General features: G+C 65.8%; 14 protein-coding genes and 7 tRNA genes. 6 read left to right on the top strand and 15 right to left on the bottom strand.

All coding sequences use genetic code 11. The features are described from left to right. Window positions 1-331 precede the first annotated feature (331 nt). Together CFB50_RS11285 and aceA are read left to right on the top strand one after the other, a co-directional pair. Window positions 332-1,882: a DEAD/DEAH box helicase gene (locus CFB50_RS11285; protein WP_089445881.1), complete on the top strand. Its 1,551-nt coding sequence runs from the start codon at window positions 332-334 to the stop codon at window positions 1,880-1,882. 411 nt (window positions 1,883-2,293) lie between these two features. After that, window positions 2,294-3,601, top strand: coding sequence for an isocitrate lyase (aceA, locus tag CFB50_RS11290; RefSeq protein WP_069248300.1), 1,308 nt, complete (start codon window positions 2,294-2,296; stop codon window positions 3,599-3,601). A 199-nt stretch (window positions 3,602-3,800) separates the two neighbouring features. Here the strand turns inward: aceA and CFB50_RS11295 are convergent, their stop codons facing one another. Beyond that, the gene (locus CFB50_RS11295; protein WP_031399397.1) at window positions 3,801-4,235 is read right to left on the bottom strand and encodes a universal stress protein; all 435 of its coding nucleotides are present in this window, start codon (window positions 4,233-4,235) and stop codon (window positions 3,801-3,803) included. Window positions 4,236-4,394: 159 nt separating this feature from the next. Further along, window positions 4,395-5,300: a LysR family transcriptional regulator gene (locus CFB50_RS11300; RefSeq protein WP_069248301.1), complete on the bottom strand. Its 906-nt coding sequence runs from the start codon at window positions 5,298-5,300 to the stop codon at window positions 4,395-4,397. 157 nt (window positions 5,301-5,457) lie between these two features. Between CFB50_RS11300 and CFB50_RS11305 the strand changes: the two genes are divergently transcribed. Further along, entirely contained in the window at window positions 5,458-6,219 is a 762-nt protein-coding gene (locus CFB50_RS11305) for a haloacid dehalogenase type II (protein ID WP_089445882.1), read from the top strand. Between the two features lie 67 nt (window positions 6,220-6,286). Further along, entirely contained in the window at window positions 6,287-7,879 is a 1,593-nt protein-coding gene (gene aceB / locus CFB50_RS11310; RefSeq protein ID WP_089445883.1) for a malate synthase A, read from the top strand. Between the two features lie 135 nt (window positions 7,880-8,014). On the opposite strand, the gene CFB50_RS11315 is transcribed toward aceB, so the two are convergent. Next, the gene (locus CFB50_RS11315; RefSeq protein WP_089445884.1) at window positions 8,015-8,428 is read right to left on the bottom strand and encodes a gamma-glutamylcyclotransferase family protein; all 414 of its coding nucleotides are present in this window, start codon (window positions 8,426-8,428) and stop codon (window positions 8,015-8,017) included. Window positions 8,429-8,686: 258 nt separating this feature from the next. Here CFB50_RS11315 and CFB50_RS11320 point away from each other — a divergent pair, with 258 nt between their 5' ends. Then, entirely contained in the window at window positions 8,687-9,562 is an 876-nt protein-coding gene (locus tag CFB50_RS11320) for an AraC family transcriptional regulator (RefSeq protein ID WP_089446091.1), read from the top strand. A gap of 26 nt (window positions 9,563-9,588) precedes the next feature. On the opposite strand, the gene CFB50_RS11325 is transcribed toward CFB50_RS11320, so the two are convergent. From CFB50_RS11325 to gltX, 9 genes are all read right to left on the bottom strand, one after another. Further along, complete coding sequence (locus CFB50_RS11325) at window positions 9,589-10,053, bottom strand: GNAT family N-acetyltransferase (protein ID WP_179254171.1); 465 nt, start codon at window positions 10,051-10,053, stop codon at window positions 9,589-9,591. Between the two features lie 352 nt (window positions 10,054-10,405). Further along, window positions 10,406-10,482, bottom strand: a tRNA-Asp gene (locus CFB50_RS11330). 73 nt (window positions 10,483-10,555) lie between these two features. Beyond that, window positions 10,556-10,631, bottom strand: a tRNA-Glu gene (locus CFB50_RS11335). A 66-nt stretch (window positions 10,632-10,697) separates the two neighbouring features. Next, window positions 10,698-10,774: transfer RNA gene (locus CFB50_RS11340), tRNA-Asp, on the bottom strand. Window positions 10,775-10,852: 78 nt separating this feature from the next. Further along, a tRNA-Glu gene (locus CFB50_RS11345) sits at window positions 10,853-10,928 on the bottom strand. A gap of 63 nt (window positions 10,929-10,991) precedes the next feature. Beyond that, window positions 10,992-11,068: transfer RNA gene (locus CFB50_RS11350), tRNA-Asp, on the bottom strand. 79 nt (window positions 11,069-11,147) lie between these two features. Beyond that, window positions 11,148-11,223: transfer RNA gene (locus tag CFB50_RS11355), tRNA-Glu, on the bottom strand. A gap of 138 nt (window positions 11,224-11,361) precedes the next feature. Next, a tRNA-Ala gene (locus CFB50_RS11360) sits at window positions 11,362-11,437 on the bottom strand. A gap of 128 nt (window positions 11,438-11,565) precedes the next feature. Next, complete coding sequence (gene gltX / locus CFB50_RS11365; protein WP_069248305.1) at window positions 11,566-12,975, bottom strand: glutamate--tRNA ligase; 1,410 nt, start codon at window positions 12,973-12,975, stop codon at window positions 11,566-11,568. Between the two features lie 278 nt (window positions 12,976-13,253). On the opposite strand from gltX, the gene CFB50_RS11370 reads away from it, so the two are divergent. Next, entirely contained in the window at window positions 13,254-14,168 is a 915-nt protein-coding gene (locus tag CFB50_RS11370; protein ID WP_089425949.1) for a patatin-like phospholipase family protein, read from the top strand. Between the two features lie 150 nt (window positions 14,169-14,318). Here CFB50_RS11370 and CFB50_RS11375 read toward each other — a convergent pair whose 3' ends face one another. The 3 genes from CFB50_RS11375 to CFB50_RS11385 all read right to left on the bottom strand — a co-directional run bounded on the left by CFB50_RS11375 (window position 14,319) and on the right by CFB50_RS11385 (window position 17,838). Beyond that, window positions 14,319-14,993 (bottom strand): C40 family peptidase, encoded by a 675-nt coding sequence (locus CFB50_RS11375; protein ID WP_069248306.1) that lies wholly within the window; start codon window positions 14,991-14,993, stop codon window positions 14,319-14,321. 128 nt (window positions 14,994-15,121) lie between these two features. Then, on the bottom strand, window positions 15,122-16,744 hold the full coding sequence (locus tag CFB50_RS11380; RefSeq protein WP_089445886.1) for an ABC transporter ATP-binding protein: 1,623 nt from the start codon (window positions 16,742-16,744) through the stop codon (window positions 15,122-15,124). Beyond that, window positions 16,741-17,838: an ABC transporter permease gene (locus CFB50_RS11385; RefSeq protein ID WP_089445887.1), complete on the bottom strand. Its 1,098-nt coding sequence runs from the start codon at window positions 17,836-17,838 to the stop codon at window positions 16,741-16,743. The genes CFB50_RS11380 and CFB50_RS11385 overlap by 4 nt, the downstream gene beginning before the upstream one ends. Between the last annotated feature and the right edge of the window lie 4 nt (window positions 17,839-17,842).

A 17,842-nucleotide genomic window follows, 5' to 3' on the forward strand; every position in this document is an offset into this window, starting at 1 on the left:
ATCAGTGGCGCAGCGCAGCAAATCTCTTTATAATGCTGCCTGCGTCATCTTCCGCGCTCGGCTCGCAAGCCGTTCCGGCCTGGCGCCTCGTAGCGTTAAGCTCCAATCCGGTTTAGAACCTGTCCCCTCCTGCTTCGACCTTCACGGTCGTCACTTATCAGGCTGGCGGCCACGCTCCTGAAGCGCGCCGCACCCAAAACAGCTTCTAATGCCTCATCCGCCGACGGTTCGGCGGATTGCACCCCCGTTTCCCGATTTGCTCGCTGAATCCGACGACTTGGGTATGCGCGATTGGCGCCGACGTTTCACCCACTGTGTTTCAAGGATTGTTATGACTTCGAGCATCAACTCCAGCCCGCTCAACGCGATCGCCGACCAGGCGCTCGGTCTCGACGACGCCGCCGCACCGGCCGCGGTCGAACCGGCGTCGGACGAGCCGAACTTCGCGTCGCTCGGGTTGTCGCCGGAGATCGTCTCCGCGCTGCAGGCCGCCGGCTATGTGAAGCCGACGCCGGTCCAGCAGCGCGCGATTCCGGCCGGCATCGCCGGCCGTGACCTGCTGGTCTCGAGCCCGACCGGTTCGGGCAAGACCGCCGCATTCATGCTGCCCGCGATCGAACGTTTCGCGCAGCTCCAGAAGGCGCAGGCGCAGCAACCGCGCGCGCCGCGCGAACCGAACCAGGGCGACCGCCGCGCGCGCCGCCCGCAACCCGTCGCGCGCCCGGGCCTGCTCGTGCTGACGCCGACCCGTGAACTCGCGATGCAGGTCACCACGGCCGCAACGACCTACGGCAAGCACCTGAAGCGCCTGCGCACGGTCAGCATCCTCGGCGGCGTCGCCTACGGCCAGCAGCTGATGCTGCTCGCGAAGAACCCGGAAATCCTGGTCGCCACGCCGGGCCGTCTGCTCGACCACCTCGAGCGCGGCCGTATCGACCTGTCCGAGCTGAAGATGCTCGTGCTGGACGAAGCCGACCGCATGCTCGACATGGGCTTCATTGATGACATCGAAACGATCGTCGCCGCCACCCCCGCGTCGCGCCAGACGATGCTGTTCTCGGCCACGCTCGACGGCAAGATCGGTTCGCTGACGAGCCGCCTGCTGAAGGATCCGGAACGTATCGAGATCCAGCAGCGCCTCGAGTCGCGCGCGAACATCGCGCAGACCGTGCACTACGTCGACGACCGCGACCACAAGGATCGCCTGCTCGATCACCTGCTGCGCGATGACGCGCTCGACCAGGCGATCATCTTCACGGCGACCAAGATCGACGCCGACCAGCTCGCCGGCCGTCTCGCCGACGCAGGCTTCGAATCGGCCGCGCTGCACGGCGACCTGCCGCAGGGCGCGCGTAACCGCACGATCCGTGCGCTGCGCGAGCGCCGTGTGCGCGTGCTGGTGGCCACCGACGTCGCGGCACGCGGCATCGACATCCCGGGCATCACGCACGTGTTCAACTACGACCTGCCGAAGTTCGCGGAAGACTACGTGCACCGTATCGGCCGTACGGGCCGTGCAGGCCGTTCGGGCACGGCAGTGAGCCTCGTGCACCACGCCGAGCAAGGCGCGCTCAAGCGCATCGAGCGCTTCGTGCGCTCGCCGCTGCCGGTCAACGTGATCGAAGGCTTCGAGCCGCGCAAGGCGCCCCCGCGCAACGGCGGCACCGGTGGCCGTGGCCGTCCGGGCGGCGGCAACGGCGGTCGTCGTTTCGGCGGCAAGCCGGGCGGCGGTTATGGCGGCAACGGTAACGGCAACGGCCGCAGCTACGGTGGCGGCAATGGCGGCGGCTGGAGCGGCAAGCCGGGCGGCAGCCGCGACGGCGGCCCGCGTCGCGACGGCCAGCGCAGCGGCGGCCCGCGTCGCAGCAACTCCGCGTCGTAAGCACGCACGGGCGGCCATGGGCCGCCCCACGGAGGGCAGACCCGCGGATAACCGCCTTGCCCATCCAGCCAACCGGCGCATCCGCGCCGGTTTTTTTTCGCCCCGCCCTACATTTCACGATACGGAAAATTTTTTTGTGTCGTAAAAAATCATGCTGCGCGGCACAACCGGGGCGATTGCAGGATGGGAAAAAGCATTTCTTATCCCGAAATTACAATTTCAAGTTATTGATTTAAAACAATTAAAAATTTACCCGACGCCTCCACCCGCCCCCTGTCCCGCTCCAGTCGATTTGCCTAGACTCTTATACAAGACCTCACGAAACCGAACGCACCGCTTCCGGCTTCGAGAACAGCCTCAACATCGTCAGAGTCAACCCATCAGGCATCGCACCGCATCAAGGAGCTCATCATGTCGCGACAGCAACAGGCACAGGAACTGCAAAAGCAATGGGAAACCGATCCGCGCTGGAAAGGCATCAAGCGCAGCTACTCGGCTGAGGACGTGGTCCGGCTGCGTGGTTCGATCCCGATCGAGCACACGCTCGCCAAGCGCGGTGCGGAAAAACTGTGGAGCCTCGTCAACAACGAGCCGTTCGTCAACGCACTCGGCGCACTGACCGGCAACCAGGCGATGCAGCAGGTGAAGGCCGGCCTGAAGGCGATCTACCTGTCCGGCTGGCAAGTGGCCGGCGACGCGAACGTCGCGGGCGAAATGTACCCGGACCAGTCGCTGTACCCGGCAAACTCGGTGCCGCTCGTCGTGAAGCGCATCAACAACACGCTGACGCGCGCCGACCAGATCCAGTGGTCGGAAGGCAAGAACCCGGGCGACGAAGGCTATGTCGACTTCTTCGCACCGATCGTCGCTGATGCGGAAGCCGGTTTCGGCGGCGTGCTGAACGCGTTCGAACTGATGAAGGCGATGATCGAAGCCGGCGCGTCGGGCGTCCACTTCGAGGACCAGCTCGCTTCGGTGAAGAAGTGCGGCCACATGGGCGGCAAGGTGCTCGTGCCGACGCGTGAGGCCGTCGCGAAGCTGTCGGCCGCACGTCTCGCGGCCGACGTGATGGGCACGTCGACCGTGCTGGTCGCCCGCACCGACGCGGAAGCGGCCGACCTGATCACGTCCGACGTCGACGACAACGACAAGCCGTTCCTGACGGGCGAGCGCACGGTGGAAGGCTTCTTCCGCACGAAGCCGGGCATCGAACAGGCGATCTCGCGCGGTCTCGCGTACGCACCGTACGCCGACCTGGTCTGGTGCGAAACGGGCAAGCCGGATCTCGAGTACGCGAAGAAGTTCGCGGAAGCGATCCACAAGCAGTTCCCGGGCAAGCTGCTGTCGTACAACTGCTCGCCGTCGTTCAACTGGAAGAAGAACCTCGACGACGCGACGATCGCGAAATTCCAGAAGGAGCTCGGCGCGATGGGCTACAAGTTCCAGTTCATCACGCTGGCCGGCTTCCATGCGCTGAACTACTCGATGTTCAACCTCGCGCACGGCTATGCCCGCACCCAGATGAGCGCGTTCGTCGAATTGCAGCAGGCCGAGTTCGCGGCGGCGGACAAGGGCTTCACGGCGGTCAAGCACCAGCGCGAAGTCGGCACCGGCTACTTCGACGCCGTGACGCAGACGGTCGAGCGCGAAGCATCGACCACCGCATTGCACGGCTCGACCGAGGACGAACAGTTCTTCGACGGCAAGAAGGTCGCGTAAGCAGAAAAACACGACGCGCCACGCGTCATGCCGATGCCCGACCTCGTCTTGCGACGGCGGGCATCGGCCACCGAACAACAATCAGGGAGGAGACGGCAGGCGCGCGATACCGATCGCGCGACCGGCCGCGCGGCCTGCGGGCCGCCAGCAATGACGCGCGCCGGCTCCGTCCGGCGCGCCTTTTTTCCAGGGCGCCGCCCTACCGATACACGATCACCGGAATTTTCGTATGGGTCAGCACGCGCTGCGTCTCGCTGCCGATCAGCAAGCTGCCAAGCCCGCGGCGACCGTGGGACGCCATGAAGATCACGTCGCAGCCGCCGCGTTCGGCCGCCTCGATGATGCCGAGATACGGCGACGGATGCACGCTCGTCCAGGTGTCGCAATCGACGCCGGCCGCCTTCGCGGCCGATTCGACCTCGTCGAGGTGCGCGCGCGCCTCGCGCTCGCTGCGCGCCCGGAAATCGGCGGGCGGCTCGATGATCACTTCGGAAAACGGCGAGTACGGATACTGCGGCAGGCACGCGTAGGCCGTAACCCGCGCACCGACCGCGCGCGCCAGGTCGATCGCGCCGTCGATCGCCTTCTGCGACAGTTCGGAACCGTCGGTTGGAACGAGGATGTGCCGGAACATCGCGCCCTCCTTCGTCAATCGCACTCCGCGCGCCGCGCTTCCGGGCGGTCCGGCTGCGTCGCGTGGAGCATGCCAGTTTCGATTGTAGGACGTGAAAGCACGCGGCCGGGCCGCGCAGCGGGTTCGCCCTCATATCGGAAACGCGCGGGCACGCGTGGCCTACTCGCCCCAATATCCAGGCTGCTCGTACGTGTGCTTCAGGTAATCGAGAAACAGCCGCACGCGCAGCGGCAGATGCCTGCGCTGCGGGAACACCGCGTGGATGCCGATCGGCGGGGCAGCGAACGCGTCGAGCACGCTGACGAGCCGGCCGGCCGCGATGTCCTCGCCGACCTCCCACCACGAGCGCCACGCGAGCCCATGACCCTCGAGGCACCACTCGTGCAGCACCGCACCGTCCGAGCATTCCATCGTGCCGTTCACGCGGATCGACACGACCTTGTCGTCTTCCTGGAACGTCCAGCCGCGTTGCTGGTTCGCATTTGCCGCGAGCGCGAGGCAGTTGTGCCGCGCCAGCTCGGCGAGCGTGGCCGGCGTGCCGCGCCGGGAGAGATACGCGGGCGACGCGACGCACACGCGGCGGTTCTCGCCGAGCTTCAGCGACACGAGCGACGAGTCGGGCAGCTCGCCGAGCCGCACCGCGCAATCGAACCCCTCGTTGACGAGGTCGACCATCCGGTCGGACAGGTCGAGCGTGACCGATACGTCCGGATGCCCGACGCTGAATTCGGGCACGAGCGGCGCGACGTGCCGCCGGCCGAAGCCGGCCGGCGCGGAAATGCGCAGGTGGCCACTCGCCTTGACGCCGCCGGCGGACACGCTCGCCTCCGCGTTCTGCATGTCGTTGATCACGCGCTGGCAATCCTCGAGGAACGCCGAACCCTCGAACGTCAGCGTGAGCTTGCGCGTCGTGCGCACCAGCAGTTTCACGCCGAGCCGCTCCTCGAGCGCGTCGAGCCGGCGGCCGATGATCGCCGGCGCGACACCTTCCGCGTGCGCGGCCGCCGACAGGCTGCCCTTTGCCGCGACCGCGGCGAACGTTTCGATCTGCTTGAACCGGTCCATGACTCACAGGGGGCGGCGCGCTGCCGCCCTTCAAATGGCTTAAACCGCTCAAGATTATGTATATGAAAGTAAAAGATCAAGTGATGTTTAGCGTCTTTTTTAGCACATACGATCACGAATAGAATTCACCTGACCTCTGAAACTGGAGCGCAAGGCTATGTCGGCCACAACGACACTCTCCTCTCCCGACGCAATCCTCTTCGACGCATTCGGCACGTTGTTCGACGTGCGTGCGGTCCTGGCCGCGGCGGAGCAGATGTTTCCCGGTCACGGGGAACGGTTGTCGCAGTTGTGGCGACGCAAGCAAATCGAATATTCGCAACTGCGCACGCTCGCCGATCCGGCCGGCGCCCGCTATCGCCCGTTCCGGGACATCACGCTCGATGCGCTGCGGTTCGCCGCGCGCCGGCTCGGGCTCGCGCTGAACGGCGCGGCCGAGAAGCGGCTGATGGACGAATACGCGTGCCTGTCCACCTATCCCGATACGGTGCCCGCGCTGCGCAAGCTGCGCGCGCTCGACCCGCGCCCGCCGCTCGGGATCCTGTCGAACGGCACGCCGCAGATGCTCGACATCGCGATCAAGAGCGCCGGCATGTCCGGGCTGTTCGATCGCGTGCTGTCGGCCGACACCGTGCGCGCGTACAAGCCGAGCCCGGCCGCCTACGCGCTCGGCACCGACGCGTTCGGGCCGAACCGGCGCGGCATCGTGTTCGTGTCGTCGAACGCGTGGGACGTCGCCGGCGCCGTCTGGTTCGGCTACACGACGTTCTGGCTCAACCGCACGGGCGCGCCCGCCGAGGAACTCGGCGCGCCGCCCGACGGCACCGGCTCCGGCATGGCCGACCTGCTCGCATTCCTCGCCACCCCGGCTCCGTCCGGCAGACCCGCAAACCGCACGCGCCCCAGCCCGGGTGCATGACGTTCGCAGCGCTGCCGCCTTCCCCCTTCACCGAAACCGCAACTGACCGACCAAGGAGATGAGACTCATGAGCACCCCGATCACGCTGCCGCAAGGCATGGCGATCACCGGCGAAATCAAGCCGGGTTACGAAGCAATCCTGACGCCCGAAGCGCTCGCACTCGTCGCAGCGCTGCACCGCACGTTCGAGCCGCGCCGCCAGGCGCTGCTGCAGGCGCGCGTCGAGCGCACGAAACGCCTCGACGCGGGCGAGCGCCCAGACTTCCTGGCCGAGACGAAGGCGATCCGCGAAGGCGACTGGAAGGTCGCGCCGCTGCCGGCCGACCTGCAATGCCGCCGTGTCGAGATCACGGGCCCCGTGGAGCGCAAGATGATCATCAACGCGCTGAACTCGGGCGCCGATTCGTACATGACGGACTTCGAGGATTCGAACGCGCCGAGCTGGACGAACCAGATCGACGGCCAGATCAACCTGAAGGACGCGGTGCGCCGCACGATCTCGCTCGAGCAGAACGGCAAGTCGTACCAGCTGAACGACAAGGTCGCGACGCTGATCGTGCGTCCGCGCGGCTGGCACCTCGACGAGAAGCACGTGACGGTCGACGGCCAGCGCGTGTCCGGCGGCATCTTCGATTTCGCGCTGTTCCTGTTCCACAACGCGAAGGAACTGCTCGCGCGCGGCTCGGGCCCGTACTTCTACCTGCCGAAGATGGAAAGCCATCTCGAGGCGCGCCTGTGGAACGACATCTTCGTCGCCGCGCAGGAAGGCGTCGGCGTGCCGCGCGGCACGATCCGCGCGACGGTGCTGATCGAGACGATCCTCGCCGCGTTCGAGATGGACGAGATCCTGTACGAACTGCGCGAACACAGCTCGGGCCTGAACGCCGGCCGCTGGGACTACATCTTCTCGGCCATCAAGAAGTTCAAGAACGACCGCGATTTCTGCCTCGCCGAGCGTTCGAAGATCACGATGACGGTGCCGTTCATGCGCGCGTACGCGCTGCTGCTGCTGAAGACCTGCCACAAGCGCAACGCGCCGGCGATCGGCGGGATGAGCGCGCTGATCCCGATCAAGAACGATCCGGAAGCGAACGACAAGGCCATGGGCGGCGTGCGCTCGGACAAGCAGCGCGACGCGACCGACGGCTACGACGGCGGCTGGGTGGCCCACCCGGGCCTCGTGCCGATCGCGATGGAAGAGTTCGTCAAGGTGCTCGGCGACAAGCCGAACCAGATCGCGAAGCAGCGCGACGACGTGCAGGTCGAAGGCAAGAACCTGCTCGACTTCCAGCCGGAAGCGCCGATCACCGAAGCCGGCCTGCGCAACAACATCAACGTCGGCATCCACTACCTCGGCGCATGGCTCGACGGCAACGGCTGCGTGCCGATCCACAACCTGATGGAAGACGCGGCCACGGCCGAGATCTCCCGTTCGCAGGTGTGGCAATGGATCCGCTCGCCGAAGGGCGTGCTCGACGACGGCCGCAAGGTCACCGCGGAACTCGTGCGTGAATTCGCGAAGGCCGAACTCGACAACGTGAAGCGCTCGGTCGGCGGCAACACGCAGCCGTACGAGCGCGCCGCGGCGATCTTCGAGCAGATGTCGACGTCGGAAGGCTTCACCGAATTCCTGACGCTGCCGCTGTACGAGGAAATCTGACGTCGCTGCCCGCCTCGACCGGGGCCGGCCCTGCGTCTGCGCCGGTCGCATGCGATGACGGCATCAAAAAAAGCGCCCCTCGGGGCGCTTTTTCTTTTGCGGCCGGATCCGCTACCGCGGCGGCCGCGCAACCGGTCAGACGGCTTCCCGCTCGCGCCGGTGCTGAACCCAGTCGCCCGACGCAATGCGCGGACGCCCGGCAATCGCGTGCTCGGCGACCGGATAGTAAAGGCAGGCGTACTGCCGGCCGCCGAGCTCGACGGTCACGTCTTCCGGCTTGAACAGCGAGTCGACGCCCGGATACACGCGCTCGATTTCGTCGAGCACGGGAACGAGCTGGTCGTCGACCTCGTAGACGTCGCCCCAGACCAGCGACTTGCCGGCCGACCCGGCGATCATTCCCGGATACGTGCCGAAATCGTACAGTTCGCCCGGCAGCGCGGCGGCACCGAGCAGCGTCGGCGCGGCAATCCCGTACTTGGCGGCCGCGTGGCCGATGTCGTTGACCTCCCCGTTTCTCAGGGTGCCGTAGACGAATACGTAGCGCATCGTGGTTCTCCTCTTTGATTCGTATGTTGCCGTGTTCGCACGCGATTCGTGGCGAAATCGCCCGCGCATCGATAGACCACGATACCGGCCGGATGGTTCGAACCCGCAAGCGCGCCCGGCCCCGGGGCAGTCCGAAAATCGCCGGGGCCCCACACAAAGTTCATTTGAACGCGGCATGATCGCCCGACAAACCGCCGCATGCACTTTCGCGGCGCCTTCTACAATAACGGCATCGCCGCCGCGCTGCCCGAATCGTCCATGAACCCGCCGTTCCAAGCCGACGTACCGAACCCGTACGTCATCGACATTCCGCCCGAATTCGCGCCGACCGCCGCCCATCCGATGCGCGTGCGCGCCCGGCAGGTCGATACCGGGCACCGCATCCCGCTGCATACGCATGCGTGGGCGCAGCTCGCGTACGCCTCGCGCGGCGTGCTGCGCGTCGCGACAACCGGCACGACATGGATGGTGCCACCGTCCCGCGCGATCTGGGTGCCGCCGCGCGTGACGCATGAGGTCGTGATCGTCGAAGAGGCGTATCTGCGCACGCTGTATATCGACGAGTCGATCGTGCCGGACGGGCTCGACGCGTGCCGCGTCGTCGAAGTGACGGGACTCCTGCGCGAACTGATCGTCGCACTCGACGCGCGCGACCTGAGCGCCACGCGCGAGCGCCTGCTGTGCGGACTCGTGCTCGACGAGTTGAGTCACGCCGAGCCGCTGCCGCTCGCGGTGCCGATGCCCGACGAAAAACGGCTGCGCATGCTGTGCGAATCGGTCCTCGCGCAACCGGCCCACGCGGAGTCGCTCGAGCATTGGGCCAGCGAGGTCGGTGCCAGCACGCGCACGATTTCGCGGCTCTTCAAGCAGGAACTGGGTGTGAGCTTTTCGCAGTGGCGCCAGCAGGCGCTGCTGGCGCGGGCCATTCCGTTGCTGAACCAGGGGCGCCCGCTGTCGCATATCGCGCGCGAACTCGGCTACCAGAGCCAGAGCGCGTTTTCGGCGATGTTCCGGCGTGCATTCGGAGAAAGCCCGCGCGCATTCATGCTGCGCGGCTATGAGCACCGCGGCCCGGAAGGCAGCCGCGCGGACGACGAAACCCCCGACGACGACGCGATCGACGCTGCCCGCTGAACGCCTCGCGCCAGGTCGTCAGGACTTCAGACCGGTCGCACCATGTGGCGGATCGAGCCCAGTTGCGCGAGCCGCGACCCGGTAACCTGATAGCCCATGCGCAGGTAGAGACGCGCGGCTGGATTGTCGACGAACACGCGCAGTTGCAGTTCGTGCAGCCCGCGCGCGCGCGCCCAGCGGTGCGACATGTCGAGCAAGTAGGTGCCGGCGCCTTGCCCGCGGTGACCGGCCGCGATCTGTACGTCGCGGATGTGCAGCGAGTCGCCCTCCTCGGTCACGCGCAGCACGCCGATGCGCTCGCCGTCAGCTTCCAGGATGAAGTTCTCGGAATCGCGCCAGCTCGCGTAGAACAGGTCACTGCGCCACACGAGCCCATGCCGCTTGTAGTAGCCGCCCATGTTGCCGTGCGTCAGCGCTTCGGCAAACGGAAAATCGCCAGCCTCCGCGGGCCGGAGCTGATAAAGGAGTCGCAGGTCGGTCGGATCGAGCATCGCGCAGGGGTCAAGAACGCATGCCGCCACGATAGCGCAGTCGCGTGCGGATGCAATCGCGGATTTCTCGTAGCGGCTCGACACAGGATGACCGGCGGTTACGCGGCCAGCGGGCGCAACCGGAAACGCAAATGAAAAAGCCCGCTCAGGGCGGGCTTCTTCATTTTCTGGCGGAGCGGACGGGACTCGCCTACATCCCGCAGGCCGCGGCTGCGCGTGCACGCGCATCCCTTCGAGTCCCGCCGGAAGCTGCGCAGGCAGCTTCCTCCACTCCGCAGTCACGCGCCCGCCAGCGGGCGCAACCGGAAACGCAAATGAAAAAGCCCGCACAAGGCGGGCTTCTTCATTTTTTTGGCGGAGCGGACGGGACTCGAACCCGCGACCCCCGGCGTGACAGGCCGGTATTCTAACCGACTGAACTACCGCTCCAGTCTTGCTACTTGCCTGGCAGGCGTCGGTTGCTTCCTGCCGGCGCATCGTTTGTTCGAACGACGCCGAAATCTGGCGTCCCCTAGGGGATTCGAACCCCTGTACTCACCGTGAAAGGGTGATGTCCTAGGCCTCTAGACGAAGGGGACAACGTACTGCTTACATCTTTAATGCAAAAGCCCGTTCAAAAATCGTTCTTTGAACGGGCTTCGTTCTGGCGGAGCGGACGGGGCTCGAACCCGCGACCCCCGGCGTGACAGGCCGGTATTCTAACCAACTGAACTACCGCTCCAGCTTTCTTACTCACACCTGCAGGACATCGTCACGTTCCTGCATGTGTTGCGACACTTCTACGAAACGCCGCTGAATCTGGCGTCCCCTAGGGGATTCGAACCCCTGTACTCACCGTGAAAGGGTGATGTCCTAGGCCTCTAGACGAAGGGGACAACGTACTGCTTACATCCTTAATACAAAAGCCCGCTCAAAAACGTCTTGAACGGGCTTCGTTCTGGCGGAGCGGACGGGACTCGAACCCGCGACCCCCGGCGTGACAGGCCGGTATTCTAACCGACTGAACTACCGCTCCAGCTTTCTTACCCTCACCTGCAGGACGTCGGTTACGTTCCTGCAAGCGTTGCGACATTTCTACGAAACGCCGCTGAATCTGGCGTCCCCTAGGGGATTCGAACCCCTGTACTCACCGTGAAAGGGTGATGTCCTAGGCCTCTAGACGAAGGGGACAAAATCTTTTCAGATCTGTCTGACTTTCGCTATTCATTTTTCAATCAACAGCGAAGGCCGAAATTCTAACTGCTTTGAATCATTTTGTGAAGCATTTATTACTACCACTGCTTCGCAAATCAACCCAGCTTGTTCTGATGGTGGAGGTAAGCGGGATCGAACCGCTGACCTCTTGCATGCCATGCAAGCGCTCTCCCAGCTGAGCTATACCCCCTTGCAGAACAGAAATGAGATTATATGGAGCTACTTCGAACTTGTAAATACCCTTTTTGCGATTCGAGCGAAATTTTTTGCGAAGCTGCCGCGATGTCACGCTCGGGCAGCTTCGCTCGCCGTCGAACCTCAGGCCAGCGCCGCCTCGATGCGCGACACCACGACATCGCGACCGAACAGCACGAGCACCGCATCGATCGACGGCGTATGCGTCGTACCCGCCACCAGCAGGCGCACCGGCATCGCGAGTTGCGGCATCTTCAGCTTGTGCGTGCCGAGCGTCGACTTCAGCGCGGCGGACACGGCCTCCTTCGTCCAGTCGGCCGCCTTCAGCGCAGCAGCGAGATCGGCCAGCGCCGGACGCACCGCATCGGTCACGTGCTGCGCAAGCGCATCGGCTTCCGGTGCCGGCACACGGTAGAACATCGTGGCGCCTTCCGCGATCTCCTTGACCGTCGTCGCACGATCCTTCATCAGACCGACCACCGCTTCGAGCGCAGGGCCCGTCGCGATCGCCGCATCGTCGATGCCGAGCGCGGAGAGGAACGGCTTCGCCAGCTCGGCGAGGCGCGCGTTGTCGGCTTCCTTGATGTAATGCGCGTTCAGCCAGCTCAGCTTGCTGTGGTCGTACTGCGCGGGCGACTTGCCGAGATGCTCGAGATCGAACCACTCGACGAACTGCTCGCGCGAGAAGATCTCGGCGTCGCCGTGCGACCAGCCGAGGCGCGCGAGATAGTTGACGACGGCTTCGGGCAGGAAGCCCGCGTCGCGGTACGCCATCACGCTCATCGCGCCATGCCGCTTGCTCATCTTCTCGCCCTGCTCGTTCAGCACGGTCGGCAAGTGCGCATAGACGGGCGGCTCGCCGCCGAGCGCATTCAGGATGTTGATCTGGCGCGGCGTGTTGTTCACGTGGTCGTCGCCACGGATCACGTGCGTGATGCCCATGTCCATGTCGTCCACCACCACGCAGAAGTTGTAGATCGGCGTGCCGTCCGGGCGCGCGATCACGAGGTCGTCGAGTTCCTCGTTCGAGATCTCGACACGCCCCTTCACGGCGTCGTCCCACACGACCGTGCCGGTCAACGGATTGCGGAAGCGCAGCACCGGCTTCACGCCGGCCGGCGGCTCCGGCAGCACCTTGCCGGGCTCCGGACGCCACGTGCCGTCGTAGCGCGGCTTCAGGCCGGCCTCGCGCTGGCGTTCGCGCAGCGCGTCGAGTTCTTCGGCCGACATGTAGCACGGGTACGCGAGGCCCTTCTCGAGCATCTGCGCGAGCACCTCGCGATAGCGGTCCATCCGCTGCATCTGGTAGATCGGGCCTTCGTCGAAATCCAGGCCGAGCCACTGCATCCCTTCGAGGATCGCGTCGACCGCTTCCTGCGACGAACGCTCGACGTCGGTATCCTCGATGCGCAGCACGAACGTGCCCTTCATCTTGCGGGCGAACGCCCACGGATAGAGCGCGGAGCGGATGTTGCCGAGGTGGATGAAGCCGGTGGGACTCGGCGCGAAGCGGGTACGGACAGGACGGGTCATAAACGGTAACTCGAACGCCTGGGGCGCATGAATGATTCGACGCGGGATCGACGGCGGCAGCCCGGACAGCAAGGGGCCGGCGACGCCCGGAACGGGAAAGAAGCCGGAATTATACTCGCGCCGGACATCGCGCCAAGCGCGCCGCTTGCTTTATGATGTGCGCGCCGCGGCCGCCAGCCGGCGCGGCGCCGGCCGCACGGAACCCCTGCGCGGCCGCTCGGAACCTATCGCCGCCGCGGGCCGTGTAACCCGCCGCCAAGCCGCCGGAGAACCATTCGATGTCGTCCCCTCGCCTGTCGCGCCGCCACTTCACGATCGCCGCCGCGTCCGCCAGCCTCGCCGCCTGCACGTCGTTCGGCGACAAATCCCGCCCCGGCGCTGCGCTGCCGCAGGAAAAGCCCGTGAAGATCGGCATCGCCCTCGGCGGCGGCGCCGCGCGCGGCTTCTCGCACATCGGCGTGCTGAAAGCGCTCGAGGCGCGTGGCATCCCGATCGAGATCGTCGCGGGCACGAGCGCGGGCTCGGTGGTCGGCGCACTCTATGCATCGGGCATGAGCGCACTGCAGATCAACAAGATCGCGCTCGACATGGATCAGGCGGCGATCAGCGACTGGGCGCTGCCGTTCCGCTCGCGCGGGCTGCTGCAAGGCGTCGCGCTGCAGAACTTCCTGAACAAGACACTCAACAACCGGCCGATCGAGAAGATGGCGAAGCCGCTCGGCATCGTCGCGACCGATCTGCAGAACGGCCAGCCGATCCTGTTCCAGCAAGGCAATACGGGGCTCGCCGTGCGCGCATCGTGCAGCGTGCCGTCGGTGTTCGAGCCGGTGAAGATCGGCAACCGCGAGTATGTGGATGGCGGCCTCGTGAGCCCGGTGCCCGCGTCGTATGCGCGCAAGATGGGCGCGAGCTTCGTGATCGCGGTCGACATCTCGTCCCGGCCGGACGGCGCGGCAACCAACAACCCGATCGAGATGCTGCTGCAGACCTTCACGATCATGGGCCAGACGATCAAGACCTACGAACTCGACAAGTACGCGGACGTCGTGATCCGTCCGAATCTCAACGCGATGGGCGGCAGCGACTTCAACCAGCGCAACGCGGCGATTCTCGCAGGAGAGGAAGCCGTCGCGCGGATCATGCCGGAACTGCAGCGCAAGCTCGCGGCAGCACGCGGCGTGGCTGCCGCGTAACCACGCGATGCGCGGGCCGGCGCGCGCCGCCGGCCTGCCAACGGCGAAACGGTTTTCAGCTCACCGTTTTTTGCACCGCGCCAAAACAAAAAACCCTGCCGCCTTTCGGTGACAGGGTTTTTTCGATCCGGCCGGACCGGCCGTCGAACGTCAGTTGTTGCCGTTCGCCGAATCGTCGCCGATCGTCGCGCGCACGCGCTGACGCAGGTCTTCCGGCTTCATCGGGAACTCCGATTCGAGCCGGCGCGCGCCGGTGAATCGCTTTTCCCAGTAGCCGCTGTCGAGATCGTCGACGCGGATCGTACTGCCCGTCGACGGCGAGTGCACGAACTTGTTGTCGCCGATATAGATGCCGACGTGCGAGAACGTACGGCGCATCGTGTTGAAGAACACGAGGTCGCCCGGCTTGAGGTTGCTCATGCTCACCTTCTCGCCGACGCGGCTCATCTCTTCCGCACGACGCGGCAGCGACATGCCGAGGGTGTCCTGGAACACGTAGCGCACGAAGCCGCTGCAGTCGAGGCCCGAATCCGGCGAGTTGCCGCCCCAGCGATAGCGCACGCCGATCATGTTCAGCGCGCCGACGACCACGTCGCCTGCCTTGCCGGCCATGCCCGCGAGGAACGACTTCGCGCCGCCGCTCGACGGCTGCGCGCTGGTCTGCTGGAGGGAGGAACTCGACGCGTTCTGCGTCGAATTCGTGACATTCTGGTTAAAACTGCTGACTTCGTCGGCGAACGCGCCGGGAGCTGCTGCAAACAGGGCGCCGATGAACAGCCCGGCGATGGTGCGCGCGCATGCCTGGGTCAGGGATCGATGCTGCATTGGTCGATGGAATTTGCTTAAAAATCAGCTGATTGGCGGAAAATTTCGGTCGATACTAGCCAGCGCGTAATCGTTTGTCAAAACAAATTAATAAATACAATCGAGATGGTCAGACCATTGGCCGCCTATCACGCTTTCCAGACCGCTTTCAACAGCTTTTGTGTGTAAGGATGTGACGGCCTGGTGAAGATATCGGTCACCTCTCCCGACTCGACGACGGCCCCGTCCTGCATCACCGCGACGCGGTGCGCCATCGCCCCGATCACCTCCAGGTCATGGCTGATGAAGACATAGCCGAGGTTGTATTTCTGTTGCAAATTCGCGAGCAGTTTCAGCACCTGCTGCTGGATCGACACGTCGAGCGCGGACGTCGGTTCGTCGAGGATCAGGATGCGCGGCTCCAGCACCAGCGCCCGCGCGATCGCGATCCGCTGGCGCTGCCCGCCCGAGAATTCGTGCGGATAACGGTGCAGCACCGTGCGGTCGAGGCCGACTTCGCGCAGCACCGCCAGCGACTTCGCACGCCGCGCGTCGGGCGTCATGTCCGGGCGATGCAGCTCGAGCCCCTCGCCGACGATCCGCTCGATCGTGTGACGCGGCGAAAGCGAACTGAACGGATCCTGAAAGACGACCTGCATGTTCGAGCGCAGCGCAGTCTGTTCGCGGCCGCGATAGGTCGACAGCGCGCGCCCCTGGAATTCGATCGTGCCGCCGGCCGTCTTCTGCAGGCCGAGCAGCGCCATCGCAAGCGTCGACTTCCCGGACCCCGATTCGCCGACGATGCCGAGCGTCTCGCCCTGCCGCACCGACACCGACACGTCCGCGACGGCCGTCACCGGCACCGAGCCGAACCAGCCCGCGATGCCCGGCCGCTTGCGCGCGAACTGCACGCTCACGTGCTGCGCGTCGAGCACGACGGGCGCGATCGGCATCACCGGGGTGACCGTGCGTTGCGGCCGGCTGTTCAGCAGCCGCTGCGTGTACGGATGCTCGGGTTCCGCGAAGATCCGCTCGACGGGCCCGCTCTCGACGAGCCGGCCGTGCTCCATCACCGCGACGCGATCCGCGAAGTGCCGCACGAGATTCAGGTCGTGCGTGATCAGCAGGATCGCCATCCCGCGCTTTTCCGCTTCCTCGCGCTGCAGTTCGAGCAGCAGATCGACGATCTGCGCGCGGATCGTCACGTCGAGCGCGGTGGTCGGCTCGTCGGCCAGCAACAGGCGCGGCCGGCAGGCGAGCGCCATCGCGATCATCGCGCGCTGGCGCTGGCCGCCCGACAACTGGTGCGGATAGCTGTCGACGCGCTTCTCCGGCTCCGCGATGCCCGTGCGCGCAAGCAATGCGATCGCGCGCTTGCGCGCCTCGACCGCCGACACGCCGTCGTGCAGCACGATCGTCTCGCCGATCTGCACGCCGATCGTATACAGCGGGTTGAGCGCGGTCATCGGCTCCTGGAAGATCATCGCGATGTCCGAGCCGCGCAGCCCGCGCATCTCGCGCTCGCTCTTGCCGACGAGGTCCTGTCCGGCGAAGCGGATCGCGCCGCGCACGTCGGCGTCGCGCAGCAGCCGCAGGATCGACAGCGCGGTCACGCTCTTGCCCGAGCCCGACTCGCCGACCAGCGCGACGCGCTCGCCGCGACCGATCGCGAGCGTCACGTCGTCCACCGCGACCGTGTCGCCGAAGCGCACGTTCAGATGCTCGAGCGCCAGCAGCGGCTCGTGCTGCGTCGATACGACCGGTTCGCTCATCGCTGGCCTCCCGCCGCGCGCACCGAATCGGCGATCCGCGTATCGAGTGCGTTGCGCAGCGCATCGCCCATGAAGGTCAGCAGCAGCAGCGTCGCGACCAGCACGCCGAAGGTCGACAGCGAGATCCACCACGCGTCGAGGTTGCCCTTGCCCTGCGCGAGCAGCTCGCCGAGGCTCGGGGTTGGCGGCGGCACGCCGAGTCCGAGGAAATCGAGGCTCGTGAGCGCGAGGATCGAGCCGCTCATCCGGAACGGCAGGAACGTGATCACCGGCGTGAGACTGTTCGGCAGCACGTGGCGCCAGATGATCTGCCAGTTCGTGAGGCCCATCGCACGGGCCGCGCGCACGTAGTCCTGCGTGCGGTTGCGCAGGAATTCCGCGCGCACATAGTCGGCGAGCCCGATCCAGCCGAACAGCGACAGCAGCACGATCAGCAGCAGGAAGCTCGGCTCGAAGATCGACGCGAAGATGATCAGCAGGTACAGCTCGGGCAGCGAACTCCAGATCTCGATCAGCCGCTGCCCGACGATGTCGATGCGCCCGCCGAAGAAGCCCTGCAGGGCGCCCGCGGCGATCCCGAGCAGCGTGCCGATCACGGTCAGGATCAGCCCGAACTCGACCGACACGCGGAACCCGTACACGAGCCGCGCGAGCAGGTCGCGCCCCTGCGCGTCGGTGCCGAGCCAGTTCGCGCGCGACGGCGGCGCGGGGTTCGGCACGTTCGAGAAGTAGTTCAGCGTGTCGTAGTTGTAACGGTTCGGCGGGTAGACGACGAAGTTGCCGGGCGCCTCGAGCCGCTTGCGCACGTACGGATCGAGATAGTCGGCCGGCGTGGGGAAATCGCCGCCGAAGGTCGTCTCCGGATACGCGTGGAACAGCGGGAAATAGTACTGGCCGTCGTAACGCACGACGAGCGGCTTGTCGTTCGACCACAGCGGCGCCGCCACGCTCGCGGCGAACGCGACGAAGAAGATCACGAAGCTCCAGTAGCCGAGGCGCTGCTGCCTGAAGCGCTGCCATACGCGGCGCGCGGGCGACGGCGACACGCGGGCGCGCGCCGCGTCGATGCGGGATGACACGACGGCCCGGTTCATCGCT

Origin of the sequence: Burkholderia sp. AU33423, assembly GCF_002223135.1 — a bacterium.
GTDB classification, from domain to species: Bacteria; Pseudomonadota; Gammaproteobacteria; order Burkholderiales; family Burkholderiaceae; genus Burkholderia; species Burkholderia lata_D.